Source organism: Salmonella sp. SJTUF15591 (assembly GCF_043356435.1).
GTDB classification, from domain to species: domain Bacteria; phylum Pseudomonadota; class Gammaproteobacteria; order Enterobacterales; family Enterobacteriaceae; genus Salmonella; species Salmonella enterica.
Map to the genome: position 1 here is coordinate 401338 of NZ_JBEUJO010000002.1, position 16134 is coordinate 417471.

Annotated in this window: 16 protein-coding genes, 1 tRNA gene and 1 pseudogene; 12 read left to right on the forward strand and 6 right to left on the reverse strand. The window is 52.1% G+C overall.

Features of this window, described 5'->3' with window-relative positions; translation table 11 throughout:
* The first annotated feature begins 4 nt into the window (after window positions 1-4).
* The 5 genes from ABVM99_RS06120 to hemW are packed head-to-tail and all read left to right on the forward strand — an operon-like array spanning window position 5 to window position 3311.
* Window positions 5-709 (forward strand): YggS family pyridoxal phosphate-dependent enzyme, encoded by a 705-nt coding sequence (locus ABVM99_RS06120; protein ID WP_000997812.1) that lies wholly within the window; start codon window positions 5-7, stop codon window positions 707-709.
* Between the two features lie 18 nt (window positions 710-727).
* On the forward strand, window positions 728-1294 hold the full coding sequence (locus ABVM99_RS06125) for a YggT family protein (RefSeq protein ID WP_001094848.1): 567 nt from the start codon (window positions 728-730) through the stop codon (window positions 1292-1294).
* Window positions 1291-1581, forward strand: a complete 291-nt coding sequence (yggU, locus tag ABVM99_RS06130; protein ID WP_001277203.1) for a DUF167 family protein YggU — start codon at window positions 1291-1293, stop codon at window positions 1579-1581. The genes ABVM99_RS06125 and yggU overlap by 4 nt, the downstream gene beginning before the upstream one ends.
* Window positions 1582-1588: 7 nt before the next feature.
* Window positions 1589-2182 carry an XTP/dITP diphosphatase gene (locus ABVM99_RS06135; protein ID WP_023195148.1) on the forward strand — a complete coding sequence of 198 codons (594 nt, stop codon included), beginning with the start codon at window positions 1589-1591 and terminating at the stop codon, window positions 2180-2182.
* The gene (gene hemW / locus ABVM99_RS06140; RefSeq protein WP_023195147.1) at window positions 2175-3311 is read left to right on the forward strand and encodes a radical SAM family heme chaperone HemW; all 1137 of its coding nucleotides are present in this window, start codon (window positions 2175-2177) and stop codon (window positions 3309-3311) included. The genes ABVM99_RS06135 and hemW overlap by 8 nt, the downstream gene beginning before the upstream one ends.
* 90 nt (window positions 3312-3401) lie before the next feature.
* On the opposite strand, the gene ABVM99_RS06145 is transcribed toward hemW, so the two are convergent.
* The 5 genes from ABVM99_RS06145 to trmB all read right to left on the reverse strand — a co-directional run bounded on the left by ABVM99_RS06145 (window position 3402) and on the right by trmB (window position 7591).
* Entirely contained in the window at window positions 3402-4409 is a 1008-nt protein-coding gene (locus tag ABVM99_RS06145) for a DUF1202 domain-containing protein (protein WP_023195146.1), read from the reverse strand.
* A gap of 132 nt (window positions 4410-4541) precedes the next feature.
* Entirely contained in the window at window positions 4542-5588 is a 1047-nt protein-coding gene (gene ansB / locus ABVM99_RS06150; protein ID WP_000394189.1) for an L-asparaginase 2, read from the reverse strand.
* Between the two features lie 188 nt (window positions 5589-5776).
* Window positions 5777-6496, reverse strand: a complete 720-nt coding sequence (locus ABVM99_RS06155) for a DUF2884 domain-containing protein (RefSeq protein WP_000984838.1) — start codon at window positions 6494-6496, stop codon at window positions 5777-5779.
* Window positions 6497-6545: 49 nt separating this feature from the next.
* Entirely contained in the window at window positions 6546-6872 is a 327-nt protein-coding gene (locus tag ABVM99_RS06160) for a YggL family protein (protein WP_001107574.1), read from the reverse strand.
* Entirely contained in the window at window positions 6872-7591 is a 720-nt protein-coding gene (trmB, locus tag ABVM99_RS06165; RefSeq protein ID WP_000786893.1) for a tRNA (guanosine(46)-N7)-methyltransferase TrmB, read from the reverse strand. The genes ABVM99_RS06160 and trmB overlap by 1 nt, the downstream gene beginning before the upstream one ends.
* A gap of 154 nt (window positions 7592-7745) precedes the next feature.
* Here trmB and mutY point away from each other — a divergent pair, with 154 nt between their 5' ends.
* The 4 genes from mutY (at window position 7746) to ABVM99_RS06185 (ending at window position 11772) form a co-directional block, all read left to right on the forward strand.
* Complete coding sequence (gene mutY, locus ABVM99_RS06170) at window positions 7746-8798, forward strand: A/G-specific adenine glycosylase (RefSeq protein ID WP_001148959.1); 1053 nt, start codon at window positions 7746-7748, stop codon at window positions 8796-8798.
* 27 nt (window positions 8799-8825) lie between these two features.
* Window positions 8826-9101 (forward strand): oxidative damage protection protein, encoded by a 276-nt coding sequence (locus ABVM99_RS06175; RefSeq protein ID WP_000091706.1) that lies wholly within the window; start codon window positions 8826-8828, stop codon window positions 9099-9101.
* Window positions 9102-9213: 112 nt separating this feature from the next.
* Complete coding sequence (mltC, locus tag ABVM99_RS06180) at window positions 9214-10299, forward strand: membrane-bound lytic murein transglycosylase MltC (RefSeq protein ID WP_001650652.1); 1086 nt, start codon at window positions 9214-9216, stop codon at window positions 10297-10299.
* 216 nt (window positions 10300-10515) lie between these two features.
* The gene (locus ABVM99_RS06185) at window positions 10516-11772 is read left to right on the forward strand and encodes a nucleoside permease (protein ID WP_001049804.1); all 1257 of its coding nucleotides are present in this window, start codon (window positions 10516-10518) and stop codon (window positions 11770-11772) included.
* 61 nt (window positions 11773-11833) lie between these two features.
* Here ABVM99_RS06185 and ABVM99_RS06190 read toward each other — a convergent pair whose 3' ends face one another.
* On the reverse strand, window positions 11834-13969 hold the full coding sequence (locus tag ABVM99_RS06190; protein WP_017441075.1) for an ornithine decarboxylase: 2136 nt from the start codon (window positions 13967-13969) through the stop codon (window positions 11834-11836).
* Window positions 13970-14393: 424 nt separating this feature from the next.
* Between ABVM99_RS06190 and ABVM99_RS06195 the strand changes: the two genes are divergently transcribed.
* The 3 genes and pseudogenes from ABVM99_RS06195 to ABVM99_RS06205 all read left to right on the forward strand — a co-directional run.
* A complete protein-coding gene (locus ABVM99_RS06195) occupies window positions 14394-15101 on the forward strand; it encodes a DUF554 domain-containing protein (RefSeq protein WP_000234466.1) in 708 nt (235 codons plus the stop codon).
* A 105-nt stretch (window positions 15102-15206) separates the two neighbouring features.
* Window positions 15207-15282: transfer RNA gene (locus tag ABVM99_RS06200), tRNA-Phe, on the forward strand.
* A 159-nt stretch (window positions 15283-15441) separates the two neighbouring features.
* A pseudogene (locus tag ABVM99_RS06205) lies at window positions 15442-16098 on the forward strand (tyrosine-type recombinase/integrase); the annotation flags it as partial.
* Window positions 16099-16134 lie beyond the last annotated feature (36 nt).

Consider the following 16134-nt stretch of genomic DNA (forward strand, 5'->3'; position numbering starts at 1 on the left):
GAAAATGAACGATATCGCGCATAACCTGGCATACATCCGGGACAAAATCTCCGCCGCGGCGACGCGTTGCGGCCGCTCTTCAGAAGAAGTTACGTTGCTTGCAGTGAGTAAAACCAAACCTGCGAGCGACATCGCAGAAGCCATTGCCGCCGGACAACGGGCATTTGGTGAAAATTATGTACAAGAGGGGGTGGAAAAAATCCGCCACTTTCAGGAAGCGAAAGTGGAAGGCCTGCACTGGCACTTTATTGGCCCTTTACAGTCCAACAAAAGTCGGCTGGTGGCCGAGCATTTTGACTGGTGTCATACCATCGATCGCCTGCGTATCGCCTCGCGTCTGAGCGAACAGCGCCCGGATAATCTGCCGGCGCTAAATGTTCTGATCCAAATTAATATCAGCGATGAAAACAGCAAATCAGGCATTCCGCTGGCGGAACTGGATGAGCTGGCCGCTGCGGTGGCTACACTGCCGCGTCTGCGACTTCGCGGACTGATGGCGATCCCGGCGCCAGAGTCAGATTATGTAAGGCAGTTTGAAGTCGCACGTCAAATGGCTGTAGCATTTGCCGGGCTGAAAGCGCGCTACCCTGACGTTGATACCCTATCTCTGGGTATGAGCGACGATATGGAAGCCGCGATTGCGGCAGGTAGCACAATGGTGCGCATCGGCACCGCTATCTTTGGTGCTCGTGATTACACAAAAAATTAAGGAAAACTGAGGAACGCCATGAATACGTTGACCTTCCTGCTCTCAACGGTAATTGAGCTGTATACCATGGTGCTATTATTGCGCGTGTGGATGCAGTGGGCCCGCTGTGACTTTTACAACCCTTTCTCCCAGTTCGTGGTGAAAATTACGCAGCCCATCATCGGACCGCTGCGTCGTATTATCCCGCCAATGGGGCCGATCGACAGCGCTTCCCTGCTGGTGGCGTTTATTCTTAGCGTTATTAAGGCGATAGTGCTGTTTAAGGTCATTACGTTTCAGGCGATTATCTGGATTGCCGCGGTGCTTATCTTGCTTAAAACAATCGGCCTGCTGATCTTCTGGGTGCTGCTGGTCATGGCTATCATGAGCTGGGTGAGCCAGGGTCGTAGCCCGATTGAATATGTATTGATTCAGCTTGCCGAGCCGCTGCTCAGCCCGATTCGCCGTATACTGCCTGCGATGGGCGGCATCGACTTCTCGCCGATGGTTCTGGTGCTGCTGCTGTATGTCGTTAATATGGGGATCGCTGAAGTCTTACAAGCGACAGGCAACATGTTGCTGCCGGGGCTGTGGATGGCGCTATGAGTGCTGTGACTCGCTGCGAAGACGGTCTGGTGTTACGGCTTTATATTCAGCCGAAAGCCAGCCGCGACAGTATTGTGGGCTTACATGGCGACGAGGTGAAAGTCGCCATTACTGCCCCGCCGGTTGACGGTCAGGCAAACAGCCATCTGATCAAGTTTCTCGGTAAACAGTTTCGCGTGGCGAAAAGTCAGATCGTCATCGAAAAAGGCGAGCTGGGCCGTCACAAACAGGTAAAAATTATTCACCCGCAACAGATCCCGCCGGAAATTGCGGCGTTAACTGAGTAGGTATTCCATGCAAAAAGTTGTTCTCGCAACCGGCAACGCCGGTAAAGTGCGCGAGCTCGCGTCGCTGTTAAGCGATTTTGGGCTTGATGTGGTAGCACAAACGGAACTGGGCGTTGACTCCGCGGAAGAAACCGGCCTGACGTTTATTGAAAACGCGATTCTCAAAGCGCGCCATGCCGCTAAAATGACCGGTCTGCCCGCCATTGCCGATGACTCCGGTCTGGCCGTTGACGTTTTAGGCGGCGCGCCGGGTATCTATTCCGCGCGCTATTCTGGCGAAAACGCGACAGATCAGCAAAATCTGGAAAAACTGCTGCATACTCTACGGGATGTTCCGGACGACAAACGTCAGGCGCGATTCCATTGTGTACTGGTTTATTTGCGTCATGCCGAAGATCCCACACCGATAGTCTGTCACGGTAGCTGGCCTGGCGTCATTACTCGCCAGGCGGTCGGAAATGGCGGATTTGGCTATGATCCCATTTTCTTCGTACCGTCTGAAGGCAAAACCGCCGCAGAACTGACCCGTGAAGAAAAAAGCGCGATTTCCCACCGTGGACAAGCGCTCAAGCTGCTGCTGGATGCGTTACGCAATGGCTAAACTACCGCCGCTCAGTCTTTATATTCATATTCCCTGGTGTGTACAAAAATGTCCATATTGCGACTTCAATTCCCATGCGTTGAAGGGCGAGGTGCCGCATGACGACTACGTCCAGCATCTGTTAAGCGATCTGGATGCCGACGTCGCCTGGGCGCAAGGGCGTGAAGTAAAGACCATTTTTATTGGCGGCGGTACGCCAAGCCTGCTTTCCGGGCCGGCGATGCAAACGCTGCTGGACGGCGTGCGTGCGCGCCTGAATCTGGCGGCGGATGCGGAAATTACCATGGAAGCGAACCCCGGCACGGTCGAAGCCGACCGCTTCATCGACTATCAGCGCGCCGGCGTAAACCGGATCTCCATTGGCGTGCAGAGCTTTAGTGAGCCTAAGCTGAAACGTCTTGGCCGTATTCACGGTCCACAAGAGGCGATGCGGGCAGCAAGACTGGCAAATGGGCTTGGGCTACGCAGCTTTAACCTCGACTTGATGCATGGATTGCCGGACCAAACGCTGGAAGAGGCGCTGAATGATTTGCGACAGGCGATTGCGCTTAATCCGCCGCATCTCTCATGGTATCAATTGACGATTGAACCCAACACTCTGTTCGGTTCGCGTCCGCCGGTTTTACCGGACGATGACGCTCTGTGGGATATCTTTGAGCAGGGCCACCAGTTATTAACCGCCGCGGGCTATCAGCAATACGAAACGTCGGCCTATGCCAAACCCGGTTATCAGTGCCAGCATAATCTGAACTACTGGCGCTTTGGCGACTATCTGGGTATTGGCTGCGGCGCCCACGGTAAAGTCACCTTCCCGGGCGGCAGGATCCTGCGCACCACCAAAACCCGTCACCCACGCGGTTATATGCAGGGACGTTACCTGGAAAGCCAGCGTGACGTGAGTGATGACGATAAACCCTTTGAGTTCTTTATGAACCGTTTTCGGTTGCTGGAGCGCGCGCCTCGCGCCGAATTTATCGACTATACCGGGCTTACGGAAGCGGTTATTCGTCAGCCAATCGACGAGGCTATTGCCCAGGGCTATCTGACCGAATGCGAGCAATACTGGCAGATTACCCGGCACGGTAAACTGTTTTTAAACTCTCTTCTTGAGTTGTTTCTCGCGGAATAACAAGGATAAGCCTGTCGCGCCAGCGGGTAAAATACCTGATGGCGCGACGCTTACCGACCTGTGGCGGTTAATGCGCCGCCGGCAAGCGCATTATTTAATAACCCCTTTACGACGTAAATCGTCCGTATCTTTTTTCCAGCGCTCGTAACCGTCATTAATATCCATGATTTTCATGCGGATATCACTCTGTTGCATCTGAAGTTTCTGTACCGCTATATTCAGCGGATATTGTCCTTTCTCTAACGTTATCCAGTCATTCTGCGCTTTTCGACGCAGTTCTTCTGATTTCAAAAATACCTGCCGCCGCTGCTCGTGTATGTCTAAATCTCTTTTCTGCTGAATAGCCGCTTCATTGCACGGCTCACTCTGCTTACGGCACGCGTCTAATGCCGGTTGATAGACCTCTTTTTCGTATTTCTCGGCATATACGCTGCTATCGTTGGCTTTTACATAATCATCGCGCTCTTTTAACGTCTTTTTAAACGCCTCGGCGCGGGTCAACGGTTTCCCATCAGCGCCTTTTCCCCAATATGCGTCCGCTTCTTTTTTAGCTACCGCTATTTTCTTATCCAGGGCAGAGAGTTGTTCTTCAAGACCGGGGATCGACGCTTTCTGCGCACGCCAGGAAGCTTCAATGTTGCCAAACCGATAGTTAAAGTCATCGCTGTTGACGATCAGGTATTTATCATTCGTTTTAATGTCGTCAATAGCCCGGCCCTGATCGCTGGCTGCCATTTGTAATGAGTAATAGCTCACCGTCCAGCCAGAGGCTGGCGTCCCTTTACTGGTCAACATGGCAGAAAATTTAACGGGACGATCTTTGGTCCAGGTTTTTTCAACAAAATAATAATCCGCCGCCATACCAACGCCGGTATACATATCTTCACGGGAAGAAATATCCCCTTCGGCAGACCAGGTGGCCTGATTGCCCCTCGAATCAAGATTTTTTAAGGTAATGGAATCCAGTTTAAGTATGCCGTGGTACTGCTTACTAAACTGTTCTTTTAAGATGTTATCGGAGGGTTGAGCAACCTCTGCCCAACTATAGCCTGAAATCAGGGCAAACAGCGCTGCGCCAGCAATCCATTGTCGAACCACTTGTGGACCTCCCGTCCAGAGACATGACGCCCACGATTATCATAACCATGATGATAATTAGCAAGATAATAGTGTTGATTGTGCGAGAGGTCTTCCAAAGATAGCCCCGGCCTTCCGACCGGGGCATTATCTTTAATACTGATTGAACATCGTCTGGATCTGTTTTGGATCTTTAGTCTGGGTTAACGCCAGTTGCAGTAAGACACGCGCTTTTTGCGGGTTCAGCGTGCCAGAGGCGACAAAGCCGTATTTTGCATCGTCAACTTCCGCATCCTGCGTGGTTGCGCCAGTCGGCACACGTGAAGAACGCACCACTACCGTACCGTTGTGCGCGGCGGTCGCCAGGGTATCAAAGACCGTTTTATACAGGTTGCCGTTACCCACGCCTGCGCTCACGATCCCGTCATAACCCGCGTCTACCAGCGCTTTTGCCGGCAGATCGGACGCATTCGCATAGTTATAAACGATACCGACTTTCGGCAACGCGGTCAGCTTCGACACGTCGAACGGGGTGGAGGTGGTATGTTTACGCTCTGGCGTACGCTGGTAGTCAATTTTACCGTTGTGGATATAACCCAGCGGGCCATAGTTAACCGCTTTAAACGTCGCCACGTCAGTCGTATTGGTCTTAGTGACGTCGCGTCCGTCCATGACGGTATCATTCATTACCACCAGCACGCCGCGGTTGGCAGACTGTTTATCAGCCGCTGTTACTACCGCATTATAGAGGTTGAACGGGCCATCTGCGCTCATTGACGTGGAAGGACGCATCGCGCCGACCAGTACCACCGGTTTATTGCATTTCACGGTCAGATCGAGGAAATAAGCGGTCTCTTCCATCGTATCAGTACCGTGGGTGATCACGAAACCGTCGGTGCTGTCGCACTCGGTATTGATTTTTTTCGCCAGCGTGAGCCAGACTTCATCGTTCATATCCTGCGAGCCAATGTTAACGACCTGCTCGCCTTTCACTACCGCAATGTCCTTCAATTGAGGAACGGCATCCACCAGATTTTCGACGCCGACTTTACCTGCCGTATAATTTGATTTTGTTGCTGAATCACCACCGCCAGCGATCGTTCCGCCGGTCGCTAAGATGGTGATATTCGGTAAAGCGAACGCTGCGCCGCTGAAACCCATTACCAGAGCAGCTAATGCCGTTTTCCTGAAAAACTCCATGTTATATCTCCAGTTATGTCAACTGGTCGCATTATCTCTATATTGCAGACGAATAATGTGACGCCATACGATTAACCAGCGATATATATCCGACAGAGAGTATTTTTTAGAGATGGATAACAAAATGCAGGAAAAAACAGAATAAAAAGGCGCAGATACGATCTGCGCCATTGTTTAAAAAGGAAAGATTACTTCAGGCTGCCAACCAGCGCTTTGCGGCTATCTTCTAAGGTCACTACGCGGCTACAGACATCTTTGCCAAACTGCTGGAAATCTTTCTCCTGGTTTTTCCATTCGTTCTGGATAGCGGTTTGCAAACCACCGAGGCTGCCCATCACACCCTGTAAAGGATTGCCGCCGCCTTTAAGCACCGCTTTGGCGCCCATTTCGTTAATGCTGTCCTGCAAAATACCGCCCATCGCCTGATTCACCAACTGCTGACCGTCGGCACGCACCTGGTCGATAGCCTTATAGTGGAACGTCAGGCCATCCGTACGATGTTCGATAATACGGTTCATTTGCGCTTTTAATTGCGCATCAAGCTTCGTCAGACGGCTACGCATGTTGCTGCTTTCGCCCACCTCTTTAGCGATGATTTTATCCAGCGCCACGCGGCCTTTTTCGACGCGCGATCGGGCGCCCTCATCAATCCACGGCAGCGCGCTTCGCAGTTCCGCCTGGTAATCTTTCGCCTGCTCGCGCTGCGCGGCGCTAAGGGTGTACTGCTTACCGTTGTACATCACATTGCCGTCCGGCGTGATCACCAGGTTGCCGTTTTCACCTTTCACCTGCACCGTTTGTGGACTCAGGATCACATCGTCACGCGGCGTGACGCTGCATTTGTAATCTGCATGAGCGGCCATCGCCGTAAACGTTAGCACTGTCGCCAGCAGCGTTTTGCGCATCATAACTTTCCCTCAAGACAAAGCGGGCCGGCATTTGCCGACCCTGTACTTATTAGTCCCACCAAACGTCGAAAAGTTCGCTGGTTCGGACTTCTTCAAGGTTGCGCGCTTCCAGCCATTTACGCACAATCGCCTGATGTTCTTCGGTACATTTACCGATTTCCTGCATACAAATCAGCCCTTCCCAGGCCAGGTAGCCGCTGCCGTCAAACGCCAGTTTATTAGGCTCAATAACGTCATTAATAAAGTCATCGACAGTCTTATCGACCTGCTCTTCAGATGTACCTTCCGGAAAACGCCATGCCACCGAAAATCCTAATTCCTGGAATTCGTCAATGTGCATTTTTTTACGCAGACGACGACTACGGTTCTTTGCCATTATTTCACCCTCTCGAACATTAAGTCCCATACGCCATGACCAAGACGATGGCCACGTTGTTCAAATTTCGTTACCGGGCGCGATTCCGGGCGCGGTACATAATCATTGCTCTCTGACAGATTTTTGTACCCGTCGATAGAAGACATGACTTCAAGCATGTGTTCCGCATACGCTTCCCAGTCGGTCGCCATATGGAAAACGCCGCCCAATTTCAGCTTGCTCAATACCAGTTCAGCAAACGGCACCTGAACGATACGGCGTTTATTATGACGCGCTTTATGCCACGGGTCAGGGAAAAAGAGCTGAACCATCGATAAAGAATTGTCAGGAATCATTGTATGCAACACTTCTACCGCGTCGTGGCACATGACGCGCAGGTTTTCAACGCCCTCTTCATGAGCGGACGCCAGACACGCGCCGACACCGGGTGAATGCACTTCAATGCCGAGGAAATTCTGCTCCGGGCGCGCTTTCGCCATCGCCACGAGAGACGCCCCCATGCCAAAACCAATCTCCAGCGTCACCGGTGCTTCGCGACCAAACAACGTGGCGAAATCTACCGGCGCTTCGCTGAACTCGACGCCCATCACCGGCCAGTAGTTTTCCAGCGCGTGTTCTTGCCCCTTTGTCAGTCGCCCCTGGCGACGAACAAAACTACGAATACGGCGCAGCGGGCGACCGTTTTCATCAAATTCCGGTGAAATGACGTCGTTTTTCATAAAAGTGTAGTCTGCTGTGTTTGAGTTCTGAAAACGGGCATTATCCAAAGTTAGTTGCCGGATGCAAGCATGAAGCGCACTGCGGAAAGTTCCGGTTTACACCCTGCGGCCTCTGTGCTGCAATCTTGCCCCCGGCAATAATGAATGAGTTTCCATGCAAGCGTCTCAATTTTCAGCCCAGGTTCTGGACTGGTACGACAAATACGGGCGGAAAACGCTGCCCTGGCAAATTAACAAGACGCCTTACAAAGTATGGCTCTCGGAAGTCATGTTGCAACAAACGCAGGTGACGACGGTGATTCCTTACTTTGAGCGATTTATGGCGCGCTTTCCCACGGTGACGGATTTAGCGAATGCGCCGCTGGATGAAGTGCTCCATTTATGGACCGGGCTCGGCTATTACGCCCGCGCGCGTAATTTGCATAAAGCGGCGCAACAGGTGGCGACGCTTCACGGTGGAGAATTCCCGCAAACTTTTGCCGAAATCGCCGCGCTACCCGGCGTCGGGCGTTCAACCGCCGGCGCGATTCTCTCCCTCGCGTTAGGTAAACATTATCCGATTCTTGATGGAAACGTTAAACGTGTGCTGGCTCGCTGTTATGCTGTTAGCGGCTGGCCTGGAAAAAAAGAGGTGGAGAATACGCTGTGGACGTTGAGCGAGCAAGTGACGCCCGCACGCGGCGTGGAGCGTTTTAATCAGGCGATGATGGATCTGGGCGCGATGGTTTGTACGCGTTCAAAGCCAAAGTGCACCCTGTGTCCGCTGCAAAACGGTTGTATCGCCGCTGCGCATGAAAGCTGGTCACGCTATCCGGGCAAGAAACCGAAACAGACGTTGCCGGAGCGGACGGGTTACTTTTTATTGTTACAGCATAATCAGGAGATTTTCCTGGCGCAGCGCCCTCCCAGCGGTTTATGGGGCGGACTCTACTGCTTCCCGCAGTTCGCCAGCGAAGATGAATTACGTGAATGGCTGGCGCAACGGCATGTTAACGCTGATAATTTGACCCAGCTTAACGCGTTTCGCCACACATTTAGCCATTTCCACCTGGATATTGTGCCTATGTGGCTTCCCGTGTCGTCACTGGACGCCTGCATGGATGAAGGCAGCGCGCTCTGGTATAACTTAGCGCAACCGCCGTCAGTCGGACTGGCGGCCCCCGTGGAGCGCTTGTTACAGCAGTTACGTACCGGAGCGCCAGTTTAACGCCCCGGTCGATGAAGAGGATGACTTATGAGCAGAACGATTTTTTGTACTTACCTGCAACGCGACGCTGAAGGGCAAGATTTTCAGCTCTACCCTGGCGAACTGGGAAAACGTATCTATAACGAGATCTCTAAGGACGCGTGGGCGCAGTGGCAGCATAAGCAGACCATGTTGATTAACGAGAAAAAGCTCAACATGATGAACGCCGAGCACCGTAAACTGCTGGAACAGGAGATGGTGAGCTTCCTGTTCGAAGGCAAAGACGTTCATATCGAAGGTTATACGCCGGAAGATAAAAAATAGGCCCGTTGCTGAATGAGGCTGCGCTTATTCGGCCTGTGAGTTATGCCGGATAAGCCCTTAGCGCCGCTGCCCGGCAACATGGCATAACGACAACACAACATGCACTCCCGGAATGATGAAAAAATTACTCGCGCTTGCTGTTATTGCGCCGTTGCTCATCTCCTGCTCCAGTTCGACCAAAAAAGGCGAGACGTATAATGAAGCCTGGGTCAAGGATACCAACGGCTTTGATATTTTGATGGGGCAATTTGCCAACAATATTGAAAATCTGTGGGGATATAAGGAAGTCCTGATCGCCGGGCCGAAAGACTACGTCAAATATACCGATCAGTTCCAGACCCGTAGCCACATCAATTTTGATGATGGGACCATTACCGTTGAAACCATCGCCGGGACGGAACCTACCGCACATCTGCGCCGGGCCATTATTAAAACGTTGCTCATGGGTGACGACCCAACCTCCGTCGATCTTTACTCCGATGTCGATGACATAAAAATTTCTAAAGAACCCTTCCTGTATGGTCAGGTCCTCGACAATACCGGCCAGCCTATTCGCTGGGAAGGCCGCGCCACGACATTCGCGGATTACTTGCTGAAAACGCGGCTCAAAAGCCGCAGTAACGGCCTGCGTATTATTTACAGCGTCACCATTAATCTGGTGCCGAACCACCTTGATAAACGCGCGCATAAATACATTGGCATGGTACGCCAGGCCTCCCGTAAATACGGCGTTGACGAGTCGCTGATTCTGGCGATTATGCAAACGGAGTCCTCGTTTAACCCGTATGCGGTCAGCCACGCGGATGCGCTGGGCCTGATGCAGGTGGTGCAACACAGCGCCGGGAAAGATGTTTTCCGTTCTCAGGGTAAGTCCGGCACGCCAAGTCGCAGCTTCCTGTTTGATCCCGCCAGCAATATCGATACCGGCACAGCGTATCTGGCAATGTTGAATAATGTCTATCTGAGCGGTATTGAGAATCCGACGTCGCGGCGCTATGCGGTCATTACTGCCTATAATGGCGGCGCAGGCAGCGTATTACGCGTATTCTCGAACGATAAGATTCAGGCCGCGAATATGATTAACCGCATGTCGCCGGGGGATGTGTACCAGATATTAACCACCCGACATCCATCTGCGGAGTCGCGCCGCTATCTGTATAAGGTGAATTCCGCCCAGCGATCGTATCGCCGCCGATAAACCATCGCATCCCGCCTCTGGCTGGCAAATGACAGAGGCGGGAAAGGCAAAAGTGTTAACTCCGTCACCCTTTTGCTTTGCAATCAGAAATTGTTTGCAAATATTTGTCACAGGTAACAAAAAAAGCCCGCCTCTCATTGATAGAATCACACCAAATCACAACGGCAAATGTGCCTTTTAAAACATTCATCCGCTCTCAGGTGTGAGGAAATTAACATGAATCTTAAGCTGCAGCTTAAAATACTCTCTTTTCTGCAGTTCTGTCTGTGGGGAAGCTGGCTCACTACCCTGGGCTCGTATATGTTCGTCACCTTAAAATTTGACGGCGCATCTATTGGCGCAGTTTATAGTTCACTGGGGATTGCCGCCGTCTTTATGCCGACCTTGTTAGGCATTGTGGCTGACAAATGGCTGAGCGCGAAATGGGTCTATGCCCTGTGTCATGTCGTCGGCGCCATCACGCTATTCATGGCCGCGGAAGTCACTACGCCTGGGGCGATGTTCTTTGTGATCCTGCTTAACTCGTTGGCCTATATGCCGACGTTGGGCTTGATCAATACCATATCGTATTACCGCCTGCAGTCTGCCGGCATGGATATTGTGACTGACTTCCCGCCTATCCGTATCTGGGGCACCATTGGCTTTATTCTGGCGATGTGGGGCGTGAGTTTCTCCGGTTTCGAGCTGAGCCATATGCAGCTTTATATCGGCGCGACGCTTTCCGTTCTGCTGGTACTGTTTACCTTTACCCTGCCGCACATTCCGGTGGCGAACCAACAGAAAAACCAGAGCTGGACATCAATGCTGGGCCTTGACGCTTTTGCGCTGTTTAAAAATAAGCGGATGGCGATTTTCTTCATCTTCTCCATGATGCTGGGCGCGGAACTGCAGATCACTAACATGTTTGGCAACACCTTCCTGCATAGCTTTGATAAAGATCCGCTATTCGCCAGTAGCTTTATCGTGCAGCACGCCTCGGTGATGATGTCGATTTCGCAGATTTCTGAAACGTTATTCATCCTGACCATTCCGTTCTTCCTGAGCCGTTATGGTATTAAGAACGTTATGCTTATCAGTATTGTGGCGTGGATGCTGCGTTTCGGCCTGTTCGCTTATGGCGACCCGACGCCGTTCGGTACCGTTCTGCTGGTATTGTCGATGATTGTGTACGGCTGCGCCTTCGACTTCTTCAACATTTCTGGCTCGGTGTTTGTCGAAAAAGAAGTACGCCCGGAAATCCGCGCCAGCGCGCAGGGGATGTTCCTGATGATGACCAACGGCTTCGGCTGTATCCTGGGCGGCATTGTGAGCGGTAAAGTGGTGGAGTATTACACTCAAAACGGCATTACCGACTGGCAGACCGTGTGGCTCATCTTCGCAGGCTACTCGCTGGTGCTGGCCTTCGCGTTCGTAGCCTTGTTCAAATACAAACACGTTCGCGTTCCGGCAAGTTCGCAACCCGTTGCACATTAATCCTTGCCCTGTTTCGCAGGCCGGATAAGGCGTAAATGCCTTATCCGGCCTGCAGGCAACGTTACTTTAAAACATATCCGTACAAGCGTTGAATTCCATCGGCATCGGTCTCGCTATACACTCCCTGCAATTCCGGCGAAAAACCGGGCAACAGATTGATGCCCTCTTCCAGCGCCAAAAAATAACGCTGCGCCGCGCCGCCCCAAATCTCCCCCGGCACCACGCACAGTACACCCGGCGGGTATGGCAATGCCCCCTCGGCAGCAATACGCCCGCCCGCCTCGCTGATACGCACCAGCTCTACATCGCCGCGAATAAAGGCGCTGTTGGCGTCCTGTGGGTTCATCGCCACATGCGGCAGGCTTTCTTTGCGGAACATCGCTTTTTGCAGATCCTTAACGTCAAAGCTAACGTACAGGTTGTGCATCTCCTGACATAGCTCACGCAGGGTGTAATCGCGGTAGCGCACCGGGTATTTCTGAAAAACCGTCGGCAATACATCCGCAAGCGGCGTATCGTCTTCAATGTGCCGTTCAAATTGCGCCAGCATCGCGACCAGCCGCGCCAGTTTCTCTTCGCTCTCGGCGGGTGTCAGCAAGAACAGAATCGAGTTGAGATCGCACTTCTCAGGCACAATACCGTTCTCACGCAGATAGTGGGCGAGAATGGTCGCCGGGATGCCGAATTCGGTGTACTGCCCGCTATCGGCATCAATACCTGGCGTGGTCAGTAACAGTTTACAGGGGTCGACAAAATACTGGTCATCCGCATAACCCTCAAAGCCATGCCATTTCGCCCCAGGTTCAAAACTGAAGAAACGACGATTGCTGGCAATGGTCTCCGTCGGATATGCCTGCCACGGCTTGCCGTCAACCACCAGTGGGATAAAGGGCTGAAGCAGTTTGCAGCGGGCGAGAATGGCTTTACGCGCGTCAATGCCCAGCGCAACGCACTCCGCCCACAGGCGGCGACCGCTCTCCCCTTCGTGGATTTTGGCATTGATATCCAGCGCCGCAAACAGCGGGTAGAACGGACTGGTCGAGGCGTGCAACATGAAGGCGTTGTTCAGGCGTTTGTGCGGGCAAAAACGCGCCTGGCCGCGAATATGGTTATCTTTTTTGTGGATCTGCGAGGTTTGTGAGAACCCCGCCTGTTGCTTATGTACCGATTGGGTCACAAAGATCCCTGGGTCGTTTTCATTAAGCTCCAGCCGCAACGGCGAGGTATCCGCCATCATATTGATAAACTGCTCATAGCCTACCCACGCGGAGTCAAACAGAATGTAATCGCAGAGATGCCCGATTTTATCCACCACCTGACGGGCGTTGTAAATAGTGCCGTCATAGGTACCCAGCTGAATGATCGCCAGGCGGAACGGACGCGACGCATCGGCGCTTTCCGGCATCACGTCACGAATCTGGTCGCGCAGGTACGTTTCATCAAAACAGTGCGCATCAATACCACCGATAAAACCAAACGGGTTACGCGCCGCTTCAAGATAGACCGGCGTCGCCCCGGCCTGAATCAGGGCACCGTGGTGGTTGGATTTGTGATTATTACGATCAAACAGCACCAGATCGCCGCGCGTCAGCAGGGCGTTGGTGACCACTTTATTCGCCGCCGAAGTTCCATTCAGCACAAAGTAGGTTTTATCCGCATTAAACACTTTTGCCGCAAATTTCTGCGCGTGTTTGGCAGAACCTTCATGTATGAGCAGATCGCCAAGTTTCACATCGGCGTTACACATATCCGCACGAAACAGGTTTTCACCAAAAAAGTCATAAAAATGACGGCCTGCGGGATGTTTTCTAAAAAACTCGCCATGCTGGTGCCCCGGGCAAGCAAAGGTACTATTCCCCATGTCGACATACTGGGTCAGGGTGCCATAAAAGGGCGGCAGAAGTTCCGCTTCGTAGCGACAGGCAGCGTTTTCCAGCTCCAGCCATTCCTGCGCGTTCCCGCCGATTACCGCCGTAACGCCGACAGGCGCGCTGACGGGTTCATCCGCAAGCATAAATACCGGCAGGTGAAAACCGGTGCGTTTAAGCAACGCCAGAATACCGCTACGGCTGTCGGCAGTGGTAATGACGACTGCGGCCACATCGGTAAAGTCGGTACTGTCCAGCGCCACTACGTTTCGGTGGGTGGAGAGACGGGGAATGAGTTCACCGCTGGCGGCAATATTCATTGATTTCATAAGCGCAAATACCCGTTTCGGGAGTAGAGTAACCCCGGACAAGGCCGATGCCTTGCCCAACGAGATGCCGGGTCAAACTGGATACCAGCTCCGACCGCCAGACATCAGTAAAAACAGACTGTTTCTGATTTTACTGTTGTCCTGCAGTGAGCGTGCGCTGCCCTCACCGCATAGCGGGGATGACAAAAAAAAGGAAAGAAAGGGGCAAACCTCGCGCAGTCAGGCGACAGTGAAGACAATATAAAGGCGCTATGTTCATCCCGGCGAGCCCCATGCTGGCAGGAGAAATTTCGCGCAATCATGGCACCTTTCACCAGACGGCGCAAGGTAAAATCAGCGCTCTATACGTCACAGATAATCAAGCTATTAACAGCTTAATCGCGTGATAATAAGGCAATTTGAAAGACAAATAACAGGAGTCATTGTGGTAATTGGACCTTTTATTAACGCTGGCGCAATTTTATTCGGCGGCGTTATTGGCGCGCTGTTAAGTCAGCGTCTGCCAGAACGGATTCGCGTCTCAATGACGTCTATTTTTGGTCTGTGCTCTCTGGGAATTGGCATTCTGCTGGTGATGAAGTGCGCTAATCTTCCGGTGATGGTGCTGGCGACGCTGGTCGGCGCGCTTATCGGCGAGTTTTGTTTGCTGGAAAAAGGCATTAATGGCGCAGTCGCGAAAATCCAACAATTATTTATGGCATCGGGTAAGAAGCCAACACACGACTCATTTATTCAAAGTTACGTCGCTATCATTGTACTTTTTTGCGCCAGCGGCACCGGTATTTTCGGCGCGATGCATGAAGGGATGACCGGCGATCCAAACATTTTGATCGCTAAATCTTTTCTGGATTTTTTCACTGCCATTATTTTCGCCTGTTCGCTTGGCATCGCCGTTTCGGCGATTTGCGCGCCGATGTTGATTATCCAGTTAACGCTTGCCGCCTGCGCCACCCTCATTCTTCCGCTGACCACGCCGGCAATGATGGGCGACTTTAGCGCTGTGGGCGGACTGCTGCTGGTGGCAACCGGCTTGCGTGTATGTGGAATCAAAATGTTTCCGGTAGTGAATATGCTCCCGGCGCTGTTGCTGGCGATGCCGATCTCCGCCGCATGGGCGATGTTTTTTGCCTGACTCTGCGTGCAATAACAACAAAGTGGTGATAGATTGTGCAGTCTACGTTGATTTGAAGAAATTTCGTTGACGAAGCGAGGCGATTACGGTTTAATGCGCCTCGTTGCCCGGATAGCTCAGTCGGTAGAGCAGGGGATTGAAAATCCCCGTGTCCTTGGTTCGATTCCGAGTCCGGGCACCACCTTCCCTTTTTATACTTCCTTAAAAATCCCCATGTGTTTTTAATTCAATGATTTAGTGGAAAAACTCTTCCCAGCGAATTTCTATTTATCCGCCCAAATCAGGGGCTTTTGGTGGTCAACTCGGTGCTCAGTCCGGTTAGATAAAGGAGTGCCCTCAAATGGCATTAACCGACAAACAAGCACGTAGTGCAAAGCCTTCTGATAAACCCTATAAACTCGTTGATACACTCGGCCTGTATCTTCTGGTAAAACCCAACGGTTTTCGTATCTGGTATTTCAAATATCGTTTTGAGGGAAAAGAGTCCGGGGTATCATTCGGTCCTTATCCCGAAACCTCATTCGCCCTTGTCCGCGAAAAACGCGATGCCACCCGGCGCGTACTAAAATCCGGCTTTACCCCTTCTCAGCAGCGCCGGGACGCAAAAAGGTTGTCAATGAATTAGAACGTTCCAGTACATCGCCAGATTGTGGCATACCGGCTGCCTGAAACTCTGGTCAGAAGTCACGCCAATAAAATTCCTGTCCGCCTCCAACACTACGTTTTCCCTGATATCGGCGCAATGGATATTTCGGCGACTTAAATCCTACATCTCACGCGACTGGTCAGAGACATTGATGATAAAGGTGTGCATGATGTTGCCGGACGTATACGCCAGCATCTGACCAAAATTATGCGCCACGCCGTACAACAGGGAACGATTAAATATAATCCGGCATTCGATCTCGATGGCGTTGTAACTCCTGTTGTAACCCAGCATCACCCCGCCCTTCCCCTGAAACGCCTGCCTGAATTGCTGGGCTATATCGACACCTACAACAAGGCCGGATACCGGCTATCGACACTTTCCGCT

What these genes read in the sequence shown, in the direction of transcription:
- ABVM99_RS06135 (WP_023195148.1), top strand. Translation starts at nt 1,589, where the DNA reads ATGCAAAAAGTTGTTCTCGCAACCGGCAACGCCGGTAAAGTGCGCGAG.
- mutY (WP_001148959.1), top strand. Translation starts at nt 7,746, where the DNA reads ATGCAAGCGTCTCAATTTTCAGCCCAGGTTCTGGACTGGTACGACAAA.
- yggU (WP_001277203.1), top strand. Translation starts at nt 1,291, where the DNA reads ATGAGTGCTGTGACTCGCTGCGAAGACGGTCTGGTGTTACGGCTTTAT.
- ABVM99_RS06175 (WP_000091706.1), top strand. Translation starts at nt 8,826, where the DNA reads ATGAGCAGAACGATTTTTTGTACTTACCTGCAACGCGACGCTGAAGGG.
- ABVM99_RS06125 (WP_001094848.1), top strand. Translation starts at nt 728, where the DNA reads ATGAATACGTTGACCTTCCTGCTCTCAACGGTAATTGAGCTGTATACC.
- hemW (WP_023195147.1), top strand. Translation starts at nt 2,175, where the DNA reads ATGGCTAAACTACCGCCGCTCAGTCTTTATATTCATATTCCCTGGTGT.
- ABVM99_RS06120 (WP_000997812.1), top strand. Translation starts at nt 5, where the DNA reads ATGAACGATATCGCGCATAACCTGGCATACATCCGGGACAAAATCTCC.
- ABVM99_RS06190 (WP_017441075.1), bottom strand. Translation starts at nt 13,969, where the DNA reads ATGAAATCAATGAATATTGCCGCCAGCGGTGAACTCATTCCCCGTCTC.
- trmB (WP_000786893.1), bottom strand. Translation starts at nt 7,591, where the DNA reads ATGAAAAACGACGTCATTTCACCGGAATTTGATGAAAACGGTCGCCCG.
- ansB (WP_000394189.1), bottom strand. Translation starts at nt 5,588, where the DNA reads ATGGAGTTTTTCAGGAAAACGGCATTAGCTGCTCTGGTAATGGGTTTC.
- ABVM99_RS06155 (WP_000984838.1), bottom strand. Translation starts at nt 6,496, where the DNA reads ATGATGCGCAAAACGCTGCTGGCGACAGTGCTAACGTTTACGGCGATG.
- ABVM99_RS06160 (WP_001107574.1), bottom strand. Translation starts at nt 6,872, where the DNA reads ATGGCAAAGAACCGTAGTCGTCGTCTGCGTAAAAAAATGCACATTGAC.
- mltC (WP_001650652.1), top strand. Translation starts at nt 9,214, where the DNA reads ATGATGAAAAAATTACTCGCGCTTGCTGTTATTGCGCCGTTGCTCATC.
- ABVM99_RS06185 (WP_001049804.1), top strand. Translation starts at nt 10,516, where the DNA reads ATGAATCTTAAGCTGCAGCTTAAAATACTCTCTTTTCTGCAGTTCTGT.